This window comes from Nissabacter archeti (assembly GCF_018257325.1).
GTDB classification, from domain to species: domain Bacteria; phylum Pseudomonadota; class Gammaproteobacteria; order Enterobacterales; family Enterobacteriaceae; genus Chimaeribacter; species Chimaeribacter arupi.
In genome coordinates, this window is the sequence record NZ_JAERKB010000002.1 from 149,752 (window position 1) to 168,802 (window position 19,051).

16 protein-coding genes and 1 tRNA gene are annotated in these 19,051 nt (G+C 59.6%); 10 read left to right on the forward strand and 7 right to left on the reverse strand.

Annotation, left to right across the window (positions count from 1 at the left end; translation table 11 throughout):
- Window positions 1-9: 9 nt before the first annotated feature.
- Window positions 10-1,851 (reverse strand): allophanate hydrolase, encoded by a 1,842-nt coding sequence (gene atzF, locus JK232_RS03505; protein WP_212588827.1) that lies wholly within the window; start codon window positions 1,849-1,851, stop codon window positions 10-12.
- Between the two features lie 231 nt (window positions 1,852-2,082).
- Here atzF and JK232_RS03510 point away from each other — a divergent pair, with 231 nt between their 5' ends.
- Window positions 2,083-3,552 (forward strand): alpha/beta hydrolase, encoded by a 1,470-nt coding sequence (locus JK232_RS03510; RefSeq protein WP_212588828.1) that lies wholly within the window; start codon window positions 2,083-2,085, stop codon window positions 3,550-3,552.
- On the opposite strand, the gene JK232_RS03515 is transcribed toward JK232_RS03510, so the two are convergent.
- Window positions 3,543-4,145, reverse strand: coding sequence for an HD domain-containing protein (locus JK232_RS03515; protein ID WP_212588829.1), 603 nt, complete (start codon window positions 4,143-4,145; stop codon window positions 3,543-3,545). The genes JK232_RS03510 and JK232_RS03515 overlap by 10 nt on opposite strands.
- 256 nt (window positions 4,146-4,401) lie before the next feature.
- Between JK232_RS03515 and JK232_RS03520 the strand changes: the two genes are divergently transcribed.
- From JK232_RS03520 to JK232_RS03535, 4 genes are all read left to right on the forward strand, one after another.
- Entirely contained in the window at window positions 4,402-4,866 is a 465-nt protein-coding gene (locus JK232_RS03520) for a MarR family winged helix-turn-helix transcriptional regulator (protein ID WP_072927679.1), read from the forward strand.
- A 182-nt stretch (window positions 4,867-5,048) separates the two neighbouring features.
- Window positions 5,049-5,474, forward strand: coding sequence for an organic hydroperoxide resistance protein (locus JK232_RS03525; RefSeq protein ID WP_072927677.1), 426 nt, complete (start codon window positions 5,049-5,051; stop codon window positions 5,472-5,474).
- Between the two features lie 235 nt (window positions 5,475-5,709).
- Window positions 5,710-7,386, forward strand: a complete 1,677-nt coding sequence (gene eptB, locus JK232_RS03530; RefSeq protein ID WP_072927675.1) for a kdo(2)-lipid A phosphoethanolamine 7''-transferase — start codon at window positions 5,710-5,712, stop codon at window positions 7,384-7,386.
- A 95-nt stretch (window positions 7,387-7,481) separates the two neighbouring features.
- Window positions 7,482-7,558 (forward strand) — tRNA-Pro (locus JK232_RS03535).
- A 183-nt stretch (window positions 7,559-7,741) separates the two neighbouring features.
- Here JK232_RS03535 and JK232_RS03540 read toward each other — a convergent pair.
- The 3 genes from JK232_RS03540 to budC all read right to left on the reverse strand — a co-directional run bounded on the left by JK232_RS03540 (window position 7,742) and on the right by budC (window position 10,643).
- A complete protein-coding gene (locus JK232_RS03540) occupies window positions 7,742-7,891 on the reverse strand; it encodes a Hok/Gef family protein (RefSeq protein ID WP_072927674.1) in 150 nt (49 codons plus the stop codon).
- Between the two features lie 392 nt (window positions 7,892-8,283).
- Window positions 8,284-9,822 carry an FAD-dependent oxidoreductase gene (locus JK232_RS03545; protein ID WP_072927672.1) on the reverse strand — a complete coding sequence of 513 codons (1,539 nt, stop codon included), beginning with the start codon at window positions 9,820-9,822 and terminating at the stop codon, window positions 8,284-8,286.
- Between the two features lie 56 nt (window positions 9,823-9,878).
- Window positions 9,879-10,643 (reverse strand): meso-2,3-butanediol dehydrogenase, encoded by a 765-nt coding sequence (budC, locus tag JK232_RS03550; protein ID WP_072927670.1) that lies wholly within the window; start codon window positions 10,641-10,643, stop codon window positions 9,879-9,881.
- 885 nt (window positions 10,644-11,528) lie between these two features.
- Here budC and dppA point away from each other — a divergent pair.
- The 5 genes from dppA to dppF all read left to right on the forward strand — a co-directional run bounded on the left by dppA (window position 11,529) and on the right by dppF (window position 17,321).
- Window positions 11,529-13,136, forward strand: a complete 1,608-nt coding sequence (dppA, locus tag JK232_RS03555) for a dipeptide ABC transporter periplasmic-binding protein DppA (protein ID WP_072927669.1) — start codon at window positions 11,529-11,531, stop codon at window positions 13,134-13,136.
- Window positions 13,137-13,319: 183 nt separating this feature from the next.
- Window positions 13,320-14,339, forward strand: a complete 1,020-nt coding sequence (gene dppB / locus JK232_RS03560; RefSeq protein WP_072927667.1) for a dipeptide ABC transporter permease DppB — start codon at window positions 13,320-13,322, stop codon at window positions 14,337-14,339.
- Between the two features lie 10 nt (window positions 14,340-14,349).
- A complete protein-coding gene (gene dppC / locus JK232_RS03565; RefSeq protein ID WP_072927665.1) occupies window positions 14,350-15,267 on the forward strand; it encodes a dipeptide ABC transporter permease DppC in 918 nt (305 codons plus the stop codon).
- A 10-nt stretch (window positions 15,268-15,277) separates the two neighbouring features.
- Window positions 15,278-16,318, forward strand: a complete 1,041-nt coding sequence (dppD, locus tag JK232_RS03570; RefSeq protein WP_072927664.1) for a dipeptide ABC transporter ATP-binding protein — start codon at window positions 15,278-15,280, stop codon at window positions 16,316-16,318.
- Window positions 16,308-17,321 carry a dipeptide ABC transporter ATP-binding subunit DppF gene (gene dppF / locus JK232_RS03575; protein ID WP_072927662.1) on the forward strand — a complete coding sequence of 338 codons (1,014 nt, stop codon included), beginning with the start codon at window positions 16,308-16,310 and terminating at the stop codon, window positions 17,319-17,321. The genes dppD and dppF overlap by 11 nt, the downstream gene beginning before the upstream one ends.
- A 181-nt stretch (window positions 17,322-17,502) precedes the next feature.
- Here dppF and JK232_RS03580 read toward each other — a convergent pair whose 3' ends face one another.
- Together JK232_RS03580 and bcsD are read right to left on the reverse strand one after the other, a co-directional pair.
- Window positions 17,503-18,507: a family 8 glycosyl hydrolase gene (locus JK232_RS03580; protein ID WP_212588864.1), complete on the reverse strand. Its 1,005-nt coding sequence runs from the start codon at window positions 18,505-18,507 to the stop codon at window positions 17,503-17,505.
- Window positions 18,508-18,567: 60 nt separating this feature from the next.
- Entirely contained in the window at window positions 18,568-19,050 is a 483-nt protein-coding gene (gene bcsD, locus JK232_RS03585; RefSeq protein ID WP_246538248.1) for a cellulose biosynthesis protein BcsD, read from the reverse strand.
- Window position 19,051 lies beyond the last annotated feature (1 nt).

A 19,051-nucleotide genomic window follows, 5' to 3' on the forward strand; every position in this document is an offset into this window, starting at 1 on the left:
GCGCACTCCTCAGGACGCGGTGGAGGGAGAGAGGCTGCTGAGGTAATTGCGCCAGCCGCCAAAGGAGGTGATCTCCTGCGCGCCGTTCAGCGCCGCAGGCTCGCAGATAAACCCTTTCACCCGGCGGCCGTCCGCCAGTTCCAGCGTGCCGATGCCGAGCGGCGCAGGGATTTCCGCCACAAACTCGCCGAAGCGCGCCAGCGGCATCGCCCACAGCTCGACCGTGATGGCGCTGCCGCCCTCATCGCGGACCAGGCCGGGTTTGGGCGGCTGGGTGCCGGGCAGGGCGAACAGGCGGTAATGGGCGGCGGTGGTGGTCTGCGCCAGTAACACCGCGCGGCGGGTGGTTAGCTGGTGGTTGAGCGGCATCCCGGTAAGGTGTGCGCCCACCACCGCCACCTGCACCACGCCGTCGGTGGGCGGCAATGGCGGGGTGAGATAAGCGGGCGGCAGCGGCCGGCCGGTGGCCCCCAGCGGCAGGGTCAGGCTTTGTTGCCAGCGCCGGCCGAAGTGCGCCAGCGCGGCGTCATGCCAGGCAGGGGCGATCAGCGTGATCCCGGCGGGCAGGCCGTCTTCACGCAGGGAGGCGGGCAGGGCCAGCGCGCTGAGGTCAGCCAGGTTGGTGAAGTTGGTATAGGTGCCGAACTGGGAATTGAAGCGCACCGGCTCCTGTGCCATTTCGTCAAGCGTGCGGAGGGTGGGCGAGGTCGGCACCACCAGCGCATCAAAGGGGGCCAGCGCATCATTGATCTCACGGGCCAGCTCCGCCCGCAGGTATTCAGCGCGCCAGGCATCACAGGCGCTGTAATTTTTGCCGCCGGCAATAATGCCGCGCACCACCGGATCCATCGCCTCCGGCTGCTCATCCAGCAACGCGCCCACGGCCACGGTACGTTCGGCGACCCACGGCCCCTGATAAAGCTGCTCAGCCAACGCACGGAACGGGCTGAAATCGACGGTTTCCAGCGTCACGCCGCAGGCTTTCAGCTGCGCCAGCGCGGCGGCGAACGCCTGCTGGTTCTGCGTATCGCCGAAGAACGCCAGGCTGTCCGGCACCGCAAAGCGCGGGGCGGCGGGCATCATCGCCGGGGCAGTGTGTGGGTTGCGGCGTGAATAGGCATCGGCCGCGTCATAACCGCCTGCGGCCTCCGCGACCGTCAGCGCATCCGTGACTGTCAGGGCGAACACCGAGACGCAGTCATTCAGCCGGCAGGCGGGCACCACGCCCCGGTTGGAGAGCCAGCCTTTGGTAGGTTTCAGCCCGACAATATTGTTAAACCCGGCCGGGACGCGGCCGGAACCGGCGGTGTCCGTGCCGAGGGCAAAAGCCACCAGCCCGCGCGCCACCACGGAGGCCGAACCGGCGCTGGAGCCGCCGCTGACGTAGGCCGGGTTAAAGCTGTTACGGACTGCGCCGAACGGCGAGCGGGTGCCGACCAGGCCGGTGGCGAACTGGTCGAGGTTGGTTTTGCCGAGCACAATGGCCCCTTTGGCGCGCAGGTTCGCCACCACCGCGGCGTCACGCTCTGCCTGATAGGTGAACGCCGGGCAGGCGGCGCTGGTGGGCCAGCCGCCGACGTCGATGTTGTCTTTCACCGCGAACGGCACGCCGAACAGCGGGAAGGCCGCCAGATCGCCGCCCTGTGCTTCCAGGCGTTGCAATAAAGCTTCGGTCTGCGCGTTAAGCTGTTCCACCGTGGCGCGGTAAATCCAGGCGTTGTCCTGCGCGTCCAGCCCGGTGAGCACCTCATGTAATGTGGTGAAAAGCGTTTCCGGCGCGGCGCGGTAGTGCTCGCGATAGTGCTGTTGCCATTCATCAAGGGTAAAGCCGTTATAAGGAGTCGGTTGCATCTGCTGAATTCCACCCTGTACACAAGTTTGAATTCACCAGAGCAAAGCGCGTGCCACAATGTAACTGTTTGTTATAAAGCGGATATTTTTGAGAGTAGGCAAAAGGGCGGGACGCGGTGCACCAGCGCTGAACATTTTTTGCGCGCTGAAGGCGCACACCAACAAAGTGCCGGATTCACGCTGGGCGGGCTATGATGATCACCATCATTGACTCAGCAACGGTGGAAGGGCATGCGGTTTCGGGCATTCAGGAAGAGGGTAAAACGCCTGACAATTTTGGTGGCGGTCGCGGCGGTGACGCTGTTTACGGTGCGGGTATATGACACCCAGCGTGGCCCGGCACTGGAGCCGTGGCACACAGAAGCGCCGCCGGAGCTGGAGGCGGATGCGCTGGACCACACCGATTGGGCCGGCTACCTGAAAGCCGAGCAGCGGGCATTTGATGACGTCTACCGAAATGTGACGCAGAAACTCGACAGCAGTGAGCGCGTGCCGCTCAACCGCTATTTTGAGGGCAGCCCGATCTACCCGGAGCATTTCCGCCAGGACTGGAACCGCTCTTATGAGCTGGTGCCGCCGGGCCGGCCGCGCGGCGCGGTGGTGATGCTGCACGGGCTGACCGATTCCCCCTACAGTTTGCGCCACCTGGCGGCGCACTACCGGGAGCAGGGCTGGCTGGTGGTGGGGATCCGGTTGCCGGCGCACGGCACGGTGCCGGGCGCGCTGTCCCGCGTCAGCTGGGAAGACTGGCTGGCCGCCACCCGGCTGGCGGTGCGTGAGGCACGGGCAAAAGCGGGGCCGGATGCGCCGCTGCAACTGGTGGGTTTTTCCAACGGCGGAGCGCTGGCGATGAAATATACGCTGGATGCCTTGCAGGATCGGGCACTGGCGCGCCCGCAGAGGGTGATCCTGATTTCACCGATGATAGGTGTGACCGCCTTCGCCCGCTTTGCCGGGATCGCCGGTTGGCCCGCCGTGTTCCCGCCGTTTGCCAAGGCCGCCTGGCTCAGCATTCTGCCGGAGTTTAACCCGTTCAAATACAACTCGTTCCCGGTTAACGGCGCGCGCCAGTCCTGGCAACTGACCCAGGCGCTGCAACAGCAGATTGCGGCGGCGCAGCGCAGCGGGCAACTCGCACAGTTGCCGCCGGTGCTGACGTTCCAGTCGGTGCTGGATTCCACCGTCAGCACCCGCGCGGTGGTGGATGCCCTCTATAACCGGTTACCGGCCAACGGCAGTGAACTGGTGCTGTTTGACATCAACCGCCGGGCGGATTTCGGCCCGCTGCTGCGGCCGGATGCAGATACCGCGATCGATACGCTGTTGCCGCCGCCGCCGCGCCGTTACACCACCACCATTATCAGCAATGGCCCGCAGGAGACGGCCAACGCCGGGGAGTCCGCCGTCGCCGCCACGCTCAGTGCCGGGCAGCGGGTGCCGCAACAGCAGGTGCTGGGCATCCCTTACCCGCCGGAGATCTATTCGCTGTCCCATGTGGCGCTGCCGTTCCCGCCGGATGACTCGCTCTATGGCCGCACGCCCACGGCACCGCGCCAGTTCGGCATCAGTTTCGGGACGCTGGCATCGCGCGGCGAGCGCGGGGCACTGGTGGAGAGTATGGATGCGCTGATGCGCATCGCGTCAAACCCGTTTTACCCCTATCTGCTGGCGCGGATTGATCAGGGTATCGCTCAGGAGTGAGGGCGATCGGCGTTCAGGTAGGCGCGTTCAGTGTCCCGGAACCATTGGGCTGGGACGTTGTACGGCGGCTGGTGCAGGCTGTCGAGCGCCTGATCGATGATCTTCCGGGCGCGCTTCCACAGGGTTTTGTTGCCTTCTTTCAGCACCTCAAGCTGTAGCCGTTTCTCGATCAGGTAAGTTTTGGCAAACTCGGCATCACATTTCAGGATTTCATCGAGGTTGTCGATCAGATCGGCCAGTTTGATGGTTTTGGCCTGCGGGCTGGCCTGCGCAGTATGGCGGCGGTCGAGGTTTTTCCGCTGGATGCGGTCACCTTCGTCGGGCTGGCTGGCGTTGGTCAGCATCCCGACCAGTGTGGCCACCTCCTGCCCGAATTCACGCTCAATGTCCTGAAGGGTGGTCGGGGTGTCTTCCACCGTGTCATGCAGCCAGGCGGCGGCCAGCATGGCTTCGCTGTGCGGTACCCGGCTGACGATCTCCGCGACGGCGCGCGGATGCACAATGTAAGGATCGTCCGTATACTTGCGGCGTTGGTTAATCCCGGCGTGGGCTTTGCCGGCAAATAAACGGGCGCGTTCAACTAAAGTCGTCATGAATTTCTCCCTTTATCCCTGTGGCGCGGCCTGCATCAGCAGGCAAGAAACATGCACGCCTCTCTATCATTTACGTAAAAGAAGACAGGTTCACGCAGAAGAAGGCGGCTCATACGCTTTGTGACTTCTTTCAAGATAGCGTGGTTTACCGGATTACGCTGCCGGCAGCCCGCTTTTTCAGAGCAGGCTGAGTGGCGCGTACAAATCTGCGTCATGAATGCTTGCTATTATATCGCACACTATCTATATTGGCACTATGAACAAGAAAACAGATGATGCATTGCCCGATCTGCCGCTGATGCACCTCGACCAGCAGATGTGTTTCGCGCTCTATTCCGCCAACCTGGCATTGCACAAAGTGTATCGCACGTTGCTGGCGCAACTTGGCCTCACTTACCCGCAATATCTGGTGATGCTGGTGCTGTGGGAGCGCGATGGCGTCACGGTCTCTGAGATTGGCGAACGGCTGTTCCTGGACTCCGCCACCCTCACGCCGCTGTTGAAAAGGCTGGAGAGTGCCGGGCTGCTCTCGCGCCGCCGTGCCGCCGCGGATGAGCGCCAGGTGATGATTACCCTGACCGACGCCGGGCGTGGCTTGCGCGCGCAGGCACAGTCGGTGCCGGAAGCGGTGGCCTGCGCTGCCGCGTGCAGCACTGAGCAGTTGAACGGCATTAAGCAGCAACTGGAGTTGTTGCGCAGCAACCTGTTGAAAAAAGGCTGAACCGCCGCCCGTCCGGCAACGCGCTTTAGCGCCGGGCGGGATGTAAAAACCGCGACATCGCGGCGCGCTGTTCTATACTTAGCTTGTCAGTGCTATTTGAATCGCACACGATTTAATCGTGAATATTTGCACCATCGCCCGGCCCCGGCCGGTTCTGTTCCTACCTGAAGAAGGAAATGTGTATGTCTATCGAAAAAGTTGTCTACCAGGCCCATGCTAAAGCTACCGGCGGCCGTGACGGCCGTGCCACCTCGTCAGATGGCGTGCTGGATGTGAAACTGGGCGTGCCGAAAGAGATGGGCGGTGCAGGCGGTGAAGCCACCAACCCGGAGCAGCTGTTTGCCGCCGGTTACTCGGCCTGCTTCCTGGGTGCGCTGAAATATGTGGCGTCACAAGAAAAAGTGAAAATCCCGGCCGAGGCGCAGATTGAAGGCACGGTGGGTATCGGCCCGGTGCCGACCGGCTTTGCGATTGAAGTACAACTGGACATCAGCCTGCCGGGCGTTGAGCGCAGCGTAGCAGAAGATCTGGTGAAGAAAGCGCACGTGGTGTGCCCTTATTCCAATGCCACCCGCGGCAATATTGATGTGACGCTGAACATCAAATAAGGCTGATTTCGAAAATAAAAACAGCGAATCTCTGCATAAAAAAGAGGGGTTACCCCTCTTTTTTTATCAACCAACTGTTTTCAACTCCTTTTCCGGCATTTTCGCGGCTTTTCGCTCAGAATTTTCTTGTTTTGGTGAGACATTAAGCATTTATTCAGCAGCTAAATGAACCCGATTTGATCAATAATGTCTGATTGATTCAGATTGCGTTATCGGACCGGGGTTCAGACAGTACATGAATAGAGTTAAAACTCTATCGCAACAAAATCTTTCTCTCTTGTTAGCGATTTATATCGGCATTTTTCTTAATTTTTCCGTTTTTTACCGTCGTTTTGACACATTCACCCAGGGTGTGCATACCTTACAATTGATCTCCGCCGTGACGGAAGTCATCGCCATCGTACTGTTTACTTTCTTTGTGATGCGTATGGTGTCGCTCGGCGGCAAGCTGTTTTACCGCCTGATTGCCTCGTTGCTGGTGCTGGTGTCAGTGGCGGCCAGCTACTACATGACCTTTTTCAACGTGGTGATTGGCTACGGCATTATTGTGTCGGTAATGACCACGGATGTGGATCTGTCAAAAGAGGTGATTGGCTTCCACTTTGTGCTGTGGATGGCGACAGTCAGCGCCTTGCCGCTGCTGCTGATCTGGAAAAATAACCTCAGCTTTACCCTGATTGAGCAGATCAAAACACCGGGGCACCGCATCAAACCGCTGGCCGTGCTGCTGGGTGTCGGGTTGCTGGTGTGGCTGCCGTTGCGTCTGCTGGACCTCGAACAGTCCGCTAACGAGAAAGTCACCAATATCGACATGCCGAGCTATGGCGGCGTGGTGGCGCACTCCTACCTGCCGTCTAACTGGCTGGCCGCGCTTGGCCTGTTTGCCTACACCCAGTATGACGAAAGCCAGGATGCGGAAGACCTGGCTGACCCGGCCAAAAAGTTCACCTACATTCCCCCGGCTGGTATCGACGATACCTATGTGGTGTTTATCATTGGTGAAACCACCCGCTGGGACCACATGGGGATGCTCGGCTATAACCGCGATACCACGCCGCGCCTCTCCAAAGAGAAGAACCTGGTGGCCTTTAAAGGCACCTCGTGCGATACCGCCACCAAGCTCTCTCTGCGCTGCATGTTTGTGCGTGAGGGTGGGGTGGAAGATAACCCGCAACGCACGCTGAAAGAACAGAATGTGTTTGCCGTGCTGCGATCGCTCGGCTTCACCTCGGAGCTGTTCGCCATGCAGAGCGAGGTGTGGTTCTACAACAACACCAACCCGAATAACTTCTCATTCCGTGAGCTGATCGCGTCTGAAAAACGCAATGATGGTAAACCGGTCGACGACATGCTGCTGGTGAACGAGATGCATGAATCGCTGAAGCGCTACCCGACCGGCAAGCACCTGATAGTGCTGCACACCAAAGGCTCGCACTACCTCTACTCCCAGCGTTACCCGCGTGAGTATGCGCGTTACACCCCGGAGTGCATGGGCGTGGACCAGTCCTGCAGCAAGCAGCAGCTGATTAACGCGTTTGATAACAGCGTGCTCTATACCGACAGCTTTATTGATAACGTCATCGATCAGGTGCGTGACAAAAAAGCGCTGGTGTTCTATGCCGCTGACCACGGCGAGTCGATTGATGATAACTATCACTTCCACGGCACACCGCGTGAAATGGCCCCGCCGGAGCAGTTCCGCGTGCCGCTGATGGTCTGGGCGTCGGACAAATTCCTCTCCCAGCCGGAGCACCGCAGCGCCTTCGAGCAGTTGCAGGCACAGCAGCGGATAGGCGAAACCCATCGCCATACGGAGCTGTATGACTCGATTCTGGGTTGCCTGGGCTTCACCTCACCGGACGGCGGCATCAACCCGAAAAACAACTGGTGTCACTTGCCCGGTAAGGCGTAATGCCGGGCTGATGAATTAATAAACAGTTGATGAAAAGGACAGAAAAAAGGGATTGACGATAAAGGCGCAGCGGCAGTAAGATGCGCCCGCACTCTCGGTGAGTGGCGCAGCCTGGTAGCGCACTTCGTTCGGGACGAAGGGGTCGGAGGTTCGAATCCTCTCTCACCGACCAAATTCTGCATCACGGTTCCCGACCCGTGAAATAAAAAACCCGCAACCTCTGGTTAGCGGGTTTTTTATTGCCTGCGATTTACCGCGATACCCGCCGTGTGGCCACTGCGGGTAAAAACGGGTGCCGAAGGCCCGGCCTGACAATGCTCAATCAGCGGGGCAATCTGCCGCCCCGCCGTTGCTCTTAACGTTTAACTTCGTAGGCTAATACCGCTGCAAGCGTGGTGTTTCCCATGGTGACCTGTAATTCACAAAGCGAATCACGCACCAGCCAGGTAAAAACCAGGATGGTGAAGCACACCATGAAAACCCCTGTATTAAACTTATGCAGCATATCAGTTCCCTCCATTGCCTTGCGGCGGTTAAGAGGCTAACATCCACATTGTTCAGGTGTGGAGTGTTAGCCCCACGTTGGTGTAAACCTCGTGGGGCTTTTCTCTGCCTGACCGATGCTTAAGCCAGACAGCCTTAAGCACCCGCCGCGCAGTGTACGCCTTATTTCCTTATGCTATCTCCTTTTAATCATTGATATTTTTTTGTCGCATGAATAAAAGCAATTCGTTGCTGAAAAAATAGTTTGAAGGCAATTAAATAAATCACGTAAAACCCGTAACAGGATCGCGTCATTTATTTTGTGATGGGAAACAACGTTATTTTTTTATAATGGCGGGCGCGGGAAGGAAATAAAAAAGGCCGCCTGCAGGCGGCCTGGGAAACAGATGCCCATTACGCCTGGGCAGTTTCATGCACCACCCGCCGGGCATGGGCCATGCTCAGCTCATGCTTTTGCATTTCCATCATCAACCTGCCGGTGGTGCGTTCCCGGCCGGTTGCCACCACGGCAACCAGTTGCTCTTTCAGGCCATACAGCGCCACAAAGTCCTGCCCCTCCAGCGATCCGATCAGATCGATCTGATCCCAGCGTTGCGGGTGGCCAAGGTAGTCGAACCGGGTGCCGTAATGCTGTGTCCAGAAGAACGGGATGCGGTCGAAGACCTCGTCCCCGCCCAGCATGTTTATCGCCGCGACGCGCCCTTGCTGCTGCGCAACCCGCCAGTGTTCAATGCGGATCGGGTTACCCTCATAAGGGAAGGTGGCGATGTCCCCGACTGCATAGATGTTTTCCGCCGCCTGCATCGCCTGATTTACCCGCAGGCTGCCGTCTTCACACAGCGGCAAGTCATGGATAAAAGAGGTCACCGGCTCAATGCCGGTCGCCAGCAGCACCAAATCAGTAGGAATTTCCCGCCCATCTTTCAGTTGCACCGCCGTGACCCGGCGATCACCACGGAATCCGGCGGCTTCGCCATCCACAAACGTCACCCCGTGTGACTCATGCAGCTCACGGAAATAGTGCGCAATGCGCGGGCCGAACTGTGCTTCGAACGGCAGCGGATGCGGCGCAATCACCGTCACCTCAATGCCGCGTTTGCGCAGGGCAGCGGCCATTTCCATGCCGATGAAATTGCTGCCGACGATCACCAGCTTTTTCAGGGTGTCCACCGCGTGCAGCAAGGTTTTCTCATGCTGGAGATTACGCAGCACATGGATGCCGCTGAGGTGTACGCCCGGCAGATCCGGCACCTGGGGCCGCCCGCCGCTGGCAATCAGCAGGGAGTCAAAGGTGATGCGGCGCTGGTCTTCCAGCACCAGCGTGCGCGCCGGGCTGTCGAGCTGCGCCACCCGTGCGGTAATGCGCTCCACATTGGCCTCACCGGTGACGCCATCGTCCAGCAGCCCCGGTACCTCTTCCACCGCCATATTGCCCATCGGCACGAATTTGCTCAGTGCCGTGCGGTCATAACCTGCCTGTTTTTCGGCATCAATGGTGATGATCCGGCCGCGGTAGCCGCGTTCATGCAGCGCACTCAGCGCCGCGCTGCCGGCCGCCCCGGCACCGAGGATCACCAGCGTGCCTTTGTCATCCGGCGCGTCCGGGCTGGCCGGCGGCAGGGCGATGTCCGGGTCGACCCACACCGCACCGGCTTCTGTTTTCACTGCATAGCGGGTCAGCCCTTCCAGGGCCGGCGGCTCGAGCAGCATGCCGTCATCCAGCGAGTACACCGCTTTGTGCCACGGGCACACCAGCTTGCCGTCACACACGGCCCCTTCGGCCAGCGGCGCACCGGCATGGGGGCAGGTTGCCTGGAAGGCGTGCACGCGATCGCCGCGCCGGACCACCATGATCTTGTGCTCGCCCAGCGTAACCGGTTCGGGTTGGCTGTCGGTCAGGGCTGATAAAGCGATGACTTGTTGATAGGCCACGACATGCTCCTTTTATGTAGGGTGGTAAGAAGAGGGGCGTCTTACAGAGGCCCGGATCAGGCCTGTTTCGGCTGGCCGTTGGACGCCGTAATACCGCCGTCTACCGGCAGGTTGACCCCTGTGATGTAGCGCGCATCGTCACTCGCCAGGAAGGCGATGACAGCAGCCACCTCTTCCGGCTCGCCGGGGCGTCCAAGCGGGGTACGCTTGCGGAACTCGTCCAGCAGCGGTTCGTTCTTTTTGATGTCAGCGGCCATCGGCGTGATGATAAGGCCGGGGCAGACCGCGTTGACGCGCACGTTGTCGGCACCGTGATCCATCGCCAGTGAGCGGGTGAAGTTGGTCACGCCGCCTTTCGCCGCGTTATAGAAACTCATGCCCCAGTCGCCGCCCAGCCCGGACACCGACGAGACGTTAACAATGTTGCCCTGGCTTTTGATCAGCGCCGGCATGAAATAGCGGCAGCTATGGAATACGCCATACAGGTCAACCTTGATCGCCTTTTCCCAATTTTCGTAATCGCCTTCATGGACTCTGCCCTGGGCCGCGACCCCGGCATTATTCACGACCACATCGACCCGGCCATATTTCGCCAGCACGTCTGCCGCCAGTTGCTCAACGTCTTGTGCTTCTGCCATATCAGTAGGGCGCACCAGATGGTCACCACCCGCCAGGGACTGTAAGGTTTCCTGCAATTTGTCTTCAGTGCGGCCTACCAGCACCACAGACGCGCCTTCTTCGGCGAAGCGTTTGGCAGTGAATTCGCCGATACCGGAACCTGCACCGGTTACCACCACAACTTTTTTGCTGAATCGTTGCATGTTGCCTCCTTTCTGGTTACCGGGCCTGATGCCCGGCAACGTTGCTGATGTGATCACTACGTCTGTCATAAGCCTAGCAAACCGCGGGGAAATACCCCGGCCAAACCCCTCCCGTACCGGATAACCTGCTGTTTCCCGGCCTTTTTAAAGTTTTAAAAAGTGTTAACAGCACACCTGGGAGTGATCATTGAGCTTAGGGTTAATAGAGGCCAGGGAGCTGAACGTGGATGGGCAAACGCCGGAAGGGAAGGGAAGAAGATTGCCGCGGCTTCTGCCGTGGGCGGGGCCGCCAGGCAGCATATTGTCCGGTAAAAAATGACCAGTGCGGAATGAGACGTTTTTTCGTTACGCGGCAGATGTCATCGCCATAGGCACAGCTTATGGTAAAAAGGCTCCCCATTTTGGGTTAAGGGTCAGCATTTTACGCTGATTTTCCTGCACTTCCCGGCGATAACCGCTCAGATTATCGCCATTTGATGAAAAAGTTTTTTCGTTTTTTAGCGGTGGAAACCTCTGAAGACAAACTGTTACAGCGGGACGAATCGCCTGCTAATTCTCACTGTTCATTATTTAATCCTGAATATGTTAGAGAATGGTTTTTTTTATGTTTGTTTGCTGTTTCTCACACTCTGTGTAAATGCCCGTTGGTTATATTGACGTCACCTCAAACAGTTGCCAAATTGGTAGCCTCAGGGGTATGACCAGAGGATAGTTCGGGTGAATTCCACGCACCCGGACACGCCGGTAAACGCTTTCACCGGCACCCGCACCGTATTCCTTCAGACGCCTCCCGGCGTCAGCCGCAACCGGCCACCGACAAAAACATTACAGGCCGGATTGTACAAATAACACACAACACCACATCACTATCTATGGAGTAACGCAATGAGAATCTCCTTGGGAAAAACAGGGATACTGAAGTTTGGCATGGGCTTGCTGGCACTGTCTGTGGCAGCGGGCGTGCAGGCGAAAACGCTGGTCTACTGTTCAGAAGGGTCGCCGGAAGGCTTCAACCCGCAGTTGTTCACCTCAGGTACCACGTATGACGCCAGCTCCGTGCCGATCTACAACCGTCTGGTGGAATTCAAAATCGGTACCACGGAGATTCAGCCCGGCCTGGCTGAGAAGTGGGAAATCAGCCCGGACGGCAAAACCTACACCTTCCACCTGCGTAAAGGTGTGAAGTGGCAGACCAGCAAGGATTTCAAGCCGACGCGTGAGTTCAATGCCGACGACGTGCTGTTCTCCTTCAACCGTCAGAAAGACGAAGCCAACCCGTACCACAAAGTCTCCGGCGGCAGCTATGAGTACTTCCAGGGCATGGGGATGCCGGACCTGATCAGCAAGATTGAAAAAGTGGACGACCACACCGTGCGCTTCGTGCTGACCCGCCCGGAGTCGCCGTTCCTGGCGGACATGGCGATGGACTTCGCGTCCATCCTGTCTGCGGAGTATGCGGACAACATGCTGAAAGCCGGCACGCCGGAGAAAATCGACCTGAACCCGGTCGGTACCGGCCCGTTCCAGCTGCTCCAGTACCAGAAAGATTCACGCATCCTCTACAAAGCCTTTGATGGTTTCTGGGGCACCAAGCCGCAGATTGACCGCCTGGTCTTCTCCATCACGCCGGATGCTTCCGTGCGTTATGCGAAATTGCAGAAAAACGAATGCCAGGTGATGCCGTACCCGAACCCGGCTGATATCGCGTCAATGAAGAAAGACAAAGCGATCAACCTGATGCAGCAACCGGGGCTGAACGTCGGTTATCTGTCATACAACGTCGAGAAAAAACCGCTGGATAACGTGAAAGTGCGTCAGGCACTGAGCATGGCGGTAAACAAGAAAGCGATCATCGACGCGGTTTACCAGGGTGCCGGCCAGTCCGCCAAAAACCTGATCCCGCCGACGATGTGGAGCTACAACAACGACATCAAAGATTACGACTACAACCCGGAGCAGGCCAAGGCGCTGCTGAAAGAGGCCGGGATGGCGGACGGCTTCAGCATCGACCTTTGGGCAATGCCGGTGCAGCGCCCGTATAACCCGAACGCCCGCCGCATGGCGGAGCTGATCCAGTCTGACTGGGCGAAAATCGGCGTGAAAGCCAACATCGTGACCTATGAGTGGGGCGAATACCTCAAGCGCGCCAAAGCGGGCGAGCACCAGACGGTGATGATGGGCTGGACCGGCGACAACGGGGACCCGGACAACTTCTTCGCCACCCTGTTCAGCTGCGATGCGGCCAAACAAGGCTCGAACTACTCCAAATGGTGTTACAAGCCGTTTGAAGACCAGATCCAGCCGGCCCGTGCTGAATCCGACCACAACAAGCGTATTGAGTACTACAAACAGGCGCAGGTCGTGATGCATGACCAGGCCCCGGCGCTGATCATCGCCCACTCCACCGTCTATGAGCCGGTGCGCAAAGAGGTGAAAGGCTACGTTGTTGACCCGCTGGGCAAACACCACTTCGAAAACGTCTCTATGGAGTGATGCCGCCACGGCATCCGGCACAGGTTCCCGGCCTGTGCCGTCCCTGCTTTTATCGATGGATCGATATGTGACTACTGTGAGCTGTTGGGGCGCGGTTTTCCGCTGCGCCCGATTCAGATGTGAGCCTTAAATAAGCCCGGCGAGCTACGGTTCTCCGGGCATTTTATACAGAGAGTTCGGGTTATGTTTCAGTTCATACTCCGGCGTTTGGGGCTGGTTATCCCAACGTTTATCGGCATTACCCTGCTGACCTTCGCGTTTGTCCACCTGATCCCCGGTGACCCGGTGACCATTATGGCCGGTGAACGCGGCATCTCCGCCGAGCGCCACGCGCAATTGATGGCCGAGATGGGGCTGGACAAGCCCCTGTATCAGCAGTACTTCCATTACATCGGTGCCGTGCTCCAGGGCGATCTGGGCATCTCGCTGAAAAGCCGCATCCCGGTCTGGGATGAGTTCATCCCGCGTTTCCTCGCCACGCTGGAGCTGGGCATCTGCGCCATGCTGTTTGCGGTGGTGGTGGGCATCCCGGTCGGCGTGCTGGCTGCGGTGAAGCGCGGCTCTATTTTTGACCACACCGCCGTGGGCATCTCACTGACCGGCTATTCGATGCCGATTTTCTGGTGGGGCATCATGCTGGTGATGCTGGTCTCGGTGCAGCTGAACCTGACGCCGGTTTCCGGGCGCATCAGCGATACCGTGTTCCTCGACGACACCCTGCCGCTGACCGGCTTTATGCTGATCGACACCTTCTTCTGGGGCGAGCCGGGTGACTTCAAAGACGCGGTGATGCACATGATCCTGCCGGCGATTGTGCTCGGCACCATCCCGCTGGCGGTGATTGTGCGTATGACCCGCTCCTCGATGCTGGAAGTGCTGGGTGAGGATTACATCCGCACCGCGCGCGCCAAGGGCGTCAGCCGGATGCGGGTGATCATCATCCACGCCCTGCGCAACGCCATGCTGCCGGTGGTCACGGTGATCGGCCTGCAGGTCGGCACGCTGCTGGCAGGCGCCATCCTGACGGAGACGATTTTCTCCTGGCCGGGGCTGGGCCGCTGGCTGATCGATGCGCTGCAACGGCGTGACTACCCGGTGGTGCAGGGTGGGGTGCTGCTGATCGCGACCCTGATTATTCTGGTTAACCTGCTGGTAGATCTGCTCTACGGCGTGGTCAACCCACGTATCCGACACAAGAAATAGGGGGGCGCACATGTCTCAAATCAGTGAGCCGGTCGGCACAGAGTCACAACGCAGCACCGCGCCGGTGCCGATGACCCCGATGCAGGAGTTCTGGCACTACTTTAAACGTAACAAAGGGGCGGTGGTGGGGCTGGTCTACATCATCATCATGCTGGTGCTGGCGATTGGTGCCGGTTTCCTCGCCCCGCACGCCCCGGCGGAACAGTTCCGCGATGCGCTGCTGAAACCGCCGGTCTGGCAGGAGGGCGGCAGCTGGAAATTCCTGCTCGGCACCGATGACGTCGGTCGCGATATCCTGTCACGCCTGATGTACGGCGCGCGGCTGTCGCTGCTGGTGGGCTGCCTGGTGGTGGTGCTGTCATTGCTGATGGGCGTGGTGCTCGGCCTGCTGGCCGGCTACTTCGGCGGCATGACGGACATCATCATCATGCGCGTGGTGGACATCATGCTGGCGCTGCCGAGCCTGCTGCTGGCGCTGGTGCTGGTGGCGATTTTCGGCCCGTCGATCGTCAACGCCTCGCTGGCGCTGACCTTTGTGGCGTTGCCGCACTATGTGCGCCTGACGCGCGCGGCGGTGCTGGTGGAAGTCAACCGCGACTACGTCACCGCCTCCCGGGTGGCGGGTGCAGGCGCGATGCGCCAGATGTTCGTCAACATCCTGCCCAACTGCCTGGCACCGCTGATTGTGCAGGCGTCATTGGGCTTTTCCAACGCCATCCTGGATATGGCGGCACTCGGCTTCCTCGGTATGGGCGCGCAGCCCCCGACGCCTGAGTGGGGCACAATGCTCTCCGATGTGTTGCAGTTCGCCCAGAGCGCCTGGTGGGTCGTGACCTTCCCCGGCCTGGTGATCCTGCTGACGGTACTGGCATTTAACCTGATGGGGGATGGCCTGCGTGATGCCCTCGACCCCAAACTCAAGCAGTAGAGGACGCACGATGTCTGCAACAGAAACGTCTATTCAGGCGCAAGCATCTGCTTCCGCCACCAATAAAACCTTACTGACCGTGGATCAGCTGTCCGTGCATTTTGGCGAAAAAACCGCGCCGTTCCGCGCCGTTGACCGCATCAGCTATCAGGTGAAACAGGGCGAGGTGCTCGGCATTGTCGGCGAGTCCGGCTCCGGCAAATCGGTGAGTTCGCTGGCGATCATGGGGCTGATTGATTTCCCCGGCCGCGTGATGGCTGACCGGCTGGAGTTCAACGGCCGTGACCTGCAACAGATCAGTGAAAAAGAGCGCCGCCAGTTGGTAGGCTCGGATGTCGCGATGATCTTCCAGGACCCGATGACCAGCCTCAACCCGTGCTACACCGTGGGCTACCAGATCATGGAAGCGCTGAAGGTGCACCAGGGCGGCAATAAAAAAACCCGCCGCCAGCGCACCATCGACCTGCTGACGCAGGTGGGCATTCCTGACCCGGCCTCGCGGCTGGATGTGTACCCGCACCAGCTCTCCGGCGGGATGAGCCAGCGCGTGATGATCGCGATGGCGATCGCCTGCCGCCCGCAGTTGCTGATTGCCGATGAGCCGACCACCGCGCTCGACGTGACCATCCAGGCGCAGATCATTGAGCTGCTGCTGGAGCTGCAACAACGCGAGAACATGGCGCTGATCCTGATTACCCACGATCTGGCACTGGTGGCGGAAGCCGCACACCAGATTATCGTGATGTATGCCGGGCAGGTGGTGGAAGTGGGCAAGGCCGCGGAGATCTTCCGCGCGCCGCGCCACCCTTACACCCAGGCGCTGCTGCGCGCCCTGCCGGAGTTCTCCACGGACAAGGCGCGGCTGGCCTCCTTGCCGGGCGTGGTGCCGGGCAAATATGACCGCCCGACCGGCTGCCTGCTCAACCCGCGCTGCCCGTACGCCACGGAGCACTGCCGCGCCGTAGAACCGGCGTTACGCCAGATCCCCGGCCGCCAGTCCAAATGCCACTACCCGCTTGATGATGCCGGGAGACCGACTTATGACCACTAATGCGCCGCTGTTACAGGCGATTGATTTGAAAAAGCACTACCCGGTGAAAAAAGGGCTGTTCGCCCCGGAACGCATGGTAAAAGCGCTGGATGGCGTCTCGTTCACGCTGGAACGCGGCAAAACGCTGGCGGTGGTGGGCGAGTCCGGTTGCGGTAAATCCACGCTGGGGCGTTTGCTGACCATGATTGAAATCCCGACCGGCGGTGAGCTGTACTATCAGGGCCAGGATCTGCTGAAACCGGATGAGACAGCCGAAAAGCTGCGCCGCCAGAAGATTCAGATCGTGTTCCAGAACCCGTACGGCTCGCTGAACCCGCGTAAAAAAGTGGGGCAGATTCTGGAAGAGCCGCTGCTGATCAACACCGGGCTGAGCGGGGCGGAACGGCGGGAAAAAGCGCTGGCGATGATGGCGAAAGTCGGCCTGAAAACCGAGCACTACGACCGTTACCCGCACATGTTCTCCGGCGGCCAGCGCCAGCGTATCGCCATCGCGCGCGGGCTGATGCTCAACCCGGACGTGGTGATTGCCGATGAGCCGGTCTCCGCGCTCGACGTGTCAGTGCGTGCGCAGGTGCTTAACCTGATGATGGATCTGCAACAGGAGCTGGGGTTGTCTTACGTCTTTATCTCGCACGACCTGTCGGTGGTGGAGCACATTGCCGATGAGGTGATGGTGATGTACCTCGGCCGCTGTGTGGAGAAGGGCACCAAAGAGGCGATCTTCAACAACCCGCGCCACCCGTACACCCAGGCGCTGCTCTCTGCCACGCCGCGCCTGAACCCGGACCAGCGCCGCGAGCGCATCAAGCTTACCGGCGAGCTGCCCAGCCCGCTCAACCCACCGCCGGGCTGTGCCTTCAATGCCCGCTGCCGCCGGGCATTCCACATCTGCCCGCAGCAGCAGCCGCAACTTAAGCAGTACGGCGACCAGCTGGTGGCCTGCTTCGCGGTGGATCAGGACGAGCAGGAAAAAGCAAAACAGGCCGCACCGGCCCACGGCTGATCCCTCTAAAAACCACCCAGGGCGCGAGCAATCGCGCCCTTTTTTATGGGCGCTGTCCGCACTACCGAGCAAGTAACCGATCAAGTAGCGTACAAGTAAGCGATCAAGTAGCGGCTACGTCCTGGCCACCTTACCGGCATAAAAAAACCGGGTCTCCCCGGTTTTTTCCTTCAGCTTACGGCTATTTTTGCAGTGACCAGTAAGCGAGTTGCTGGAGGGCGGAAGAGTAGTAGCCGTCATCCGGCGTCAGGGTGTCATTCACATAGAAGTTATTGCCGAGCGTCACGTCGCGGATTGCCAGCATCCCCGGCGACAGCGGATAGTCGGCTTTTGCGCCGCTCTGCACATCAATAAAGGCCGGGGTATTTTCACGCGGGTAGCCCTGCCAGTAACGGATAAAAGGTTGCAGCGCCGGGGAATTCGGTTCCGCCCAGCTGATGTAGAGCGGGATGCGGATGGCGTCATAACTGAAGCGCGGCGGCCAGCCTTTGCCCGGTGTCAGGGTGCCGTCTGCCTGCATCGTCACCCAGTCAGTCGGCAGGTCAACCTTGCCGAAATCCATCTGCTTCAGCAGCGCCAGCCCATCATCATTCAGGGATTTCCACACCTTCAGGTGGCTGTGCTGGTAGAACGCTTTCCACGCCGGGAAGAGGAAGTAGGAAGGGTTGAGCGTGATGGTGCTGGTGTGGTTAAAACCGTAAATGCCCGGCAGCATCACCGTATGCCCGGCGAACTCAATGACATTGTGCTTCACAATCGCCGCCTGCAACTTCTCAGAGGCATCGGTATAGACGGAGTTATGCCATTTTTCCCCGGCCAGCAGCAGCGCCCACGCCATCAGCATGTCACCGTCTGAGGCGTTGTTTTTGTCCGCCACCTTATCTTTGGCATTCGGGTCATAACGCCAGGCATACAGCCCGACGTCTTTGCGGTAGAGGGTTTTGTCCGCCCATTTCAACAGCTGGTCAAACGTCGCGCGGTCGTCATTAAACACCGCCAGCAGCATACTGAAACCCTGTCCTTCGGTATGGCTGACATTGCGGTTGGCGGTGTCAACAATCCTGCCGTCCGGCATCAGGAAACGCGTTTTGTACTGATCCCAGCCAGTTTCCTGCGCACAGGCCAGCGAAGAGAACAGGCTGAGTGCCAGCCCGAAAATCAGCGCCATGCGGCGTACGGTACTCATCATCAGTGGGTATCCCTATAAACAGCGGCCGTACCGGGAAGGCGCGGCCGGGAAACCGCCTTAAAGGCCGGTCTGGTAACGGAAATGTAAGGTGTGCTGCGGGTTGGCGCCCTGCCAGCGTAACGGCACCCGGTCGTGGCCGCCCTGCGCCTGCAACCAGACGGCATACGCGCCCTCCAGCACCGCGGCGAAAGCCGCCTGCCAGTTCCCCTGATCGGCATCGGGGGCTTGCGGCCAGGCGATGTGCGTCAGCGCCAGGCTGCGCTCGCCCGGCATCAGCGTCACTTCACCCCAGTCAAACCCGGCCAGCAGCCGGTTGAGGTTGTCCTCCAGCTCACCGACCGTCCGGCAGGCGGGCAGCGGGTGGCGGCGCGCCAGGTCACCGCCCATCAGGCGCAGGAACTGGTGGCCGTCCTCGCCTTCGGCCGTGGACAGAATGCCGGAAAACAGCGTCTGAACCAGATCCTGCCAGCCCGGTTTGCACTGGCGGCGCTGGTGGTAGGCGAGTTGTTGCGCGTGGGCGTCTTGCATTAAATGGCTCATT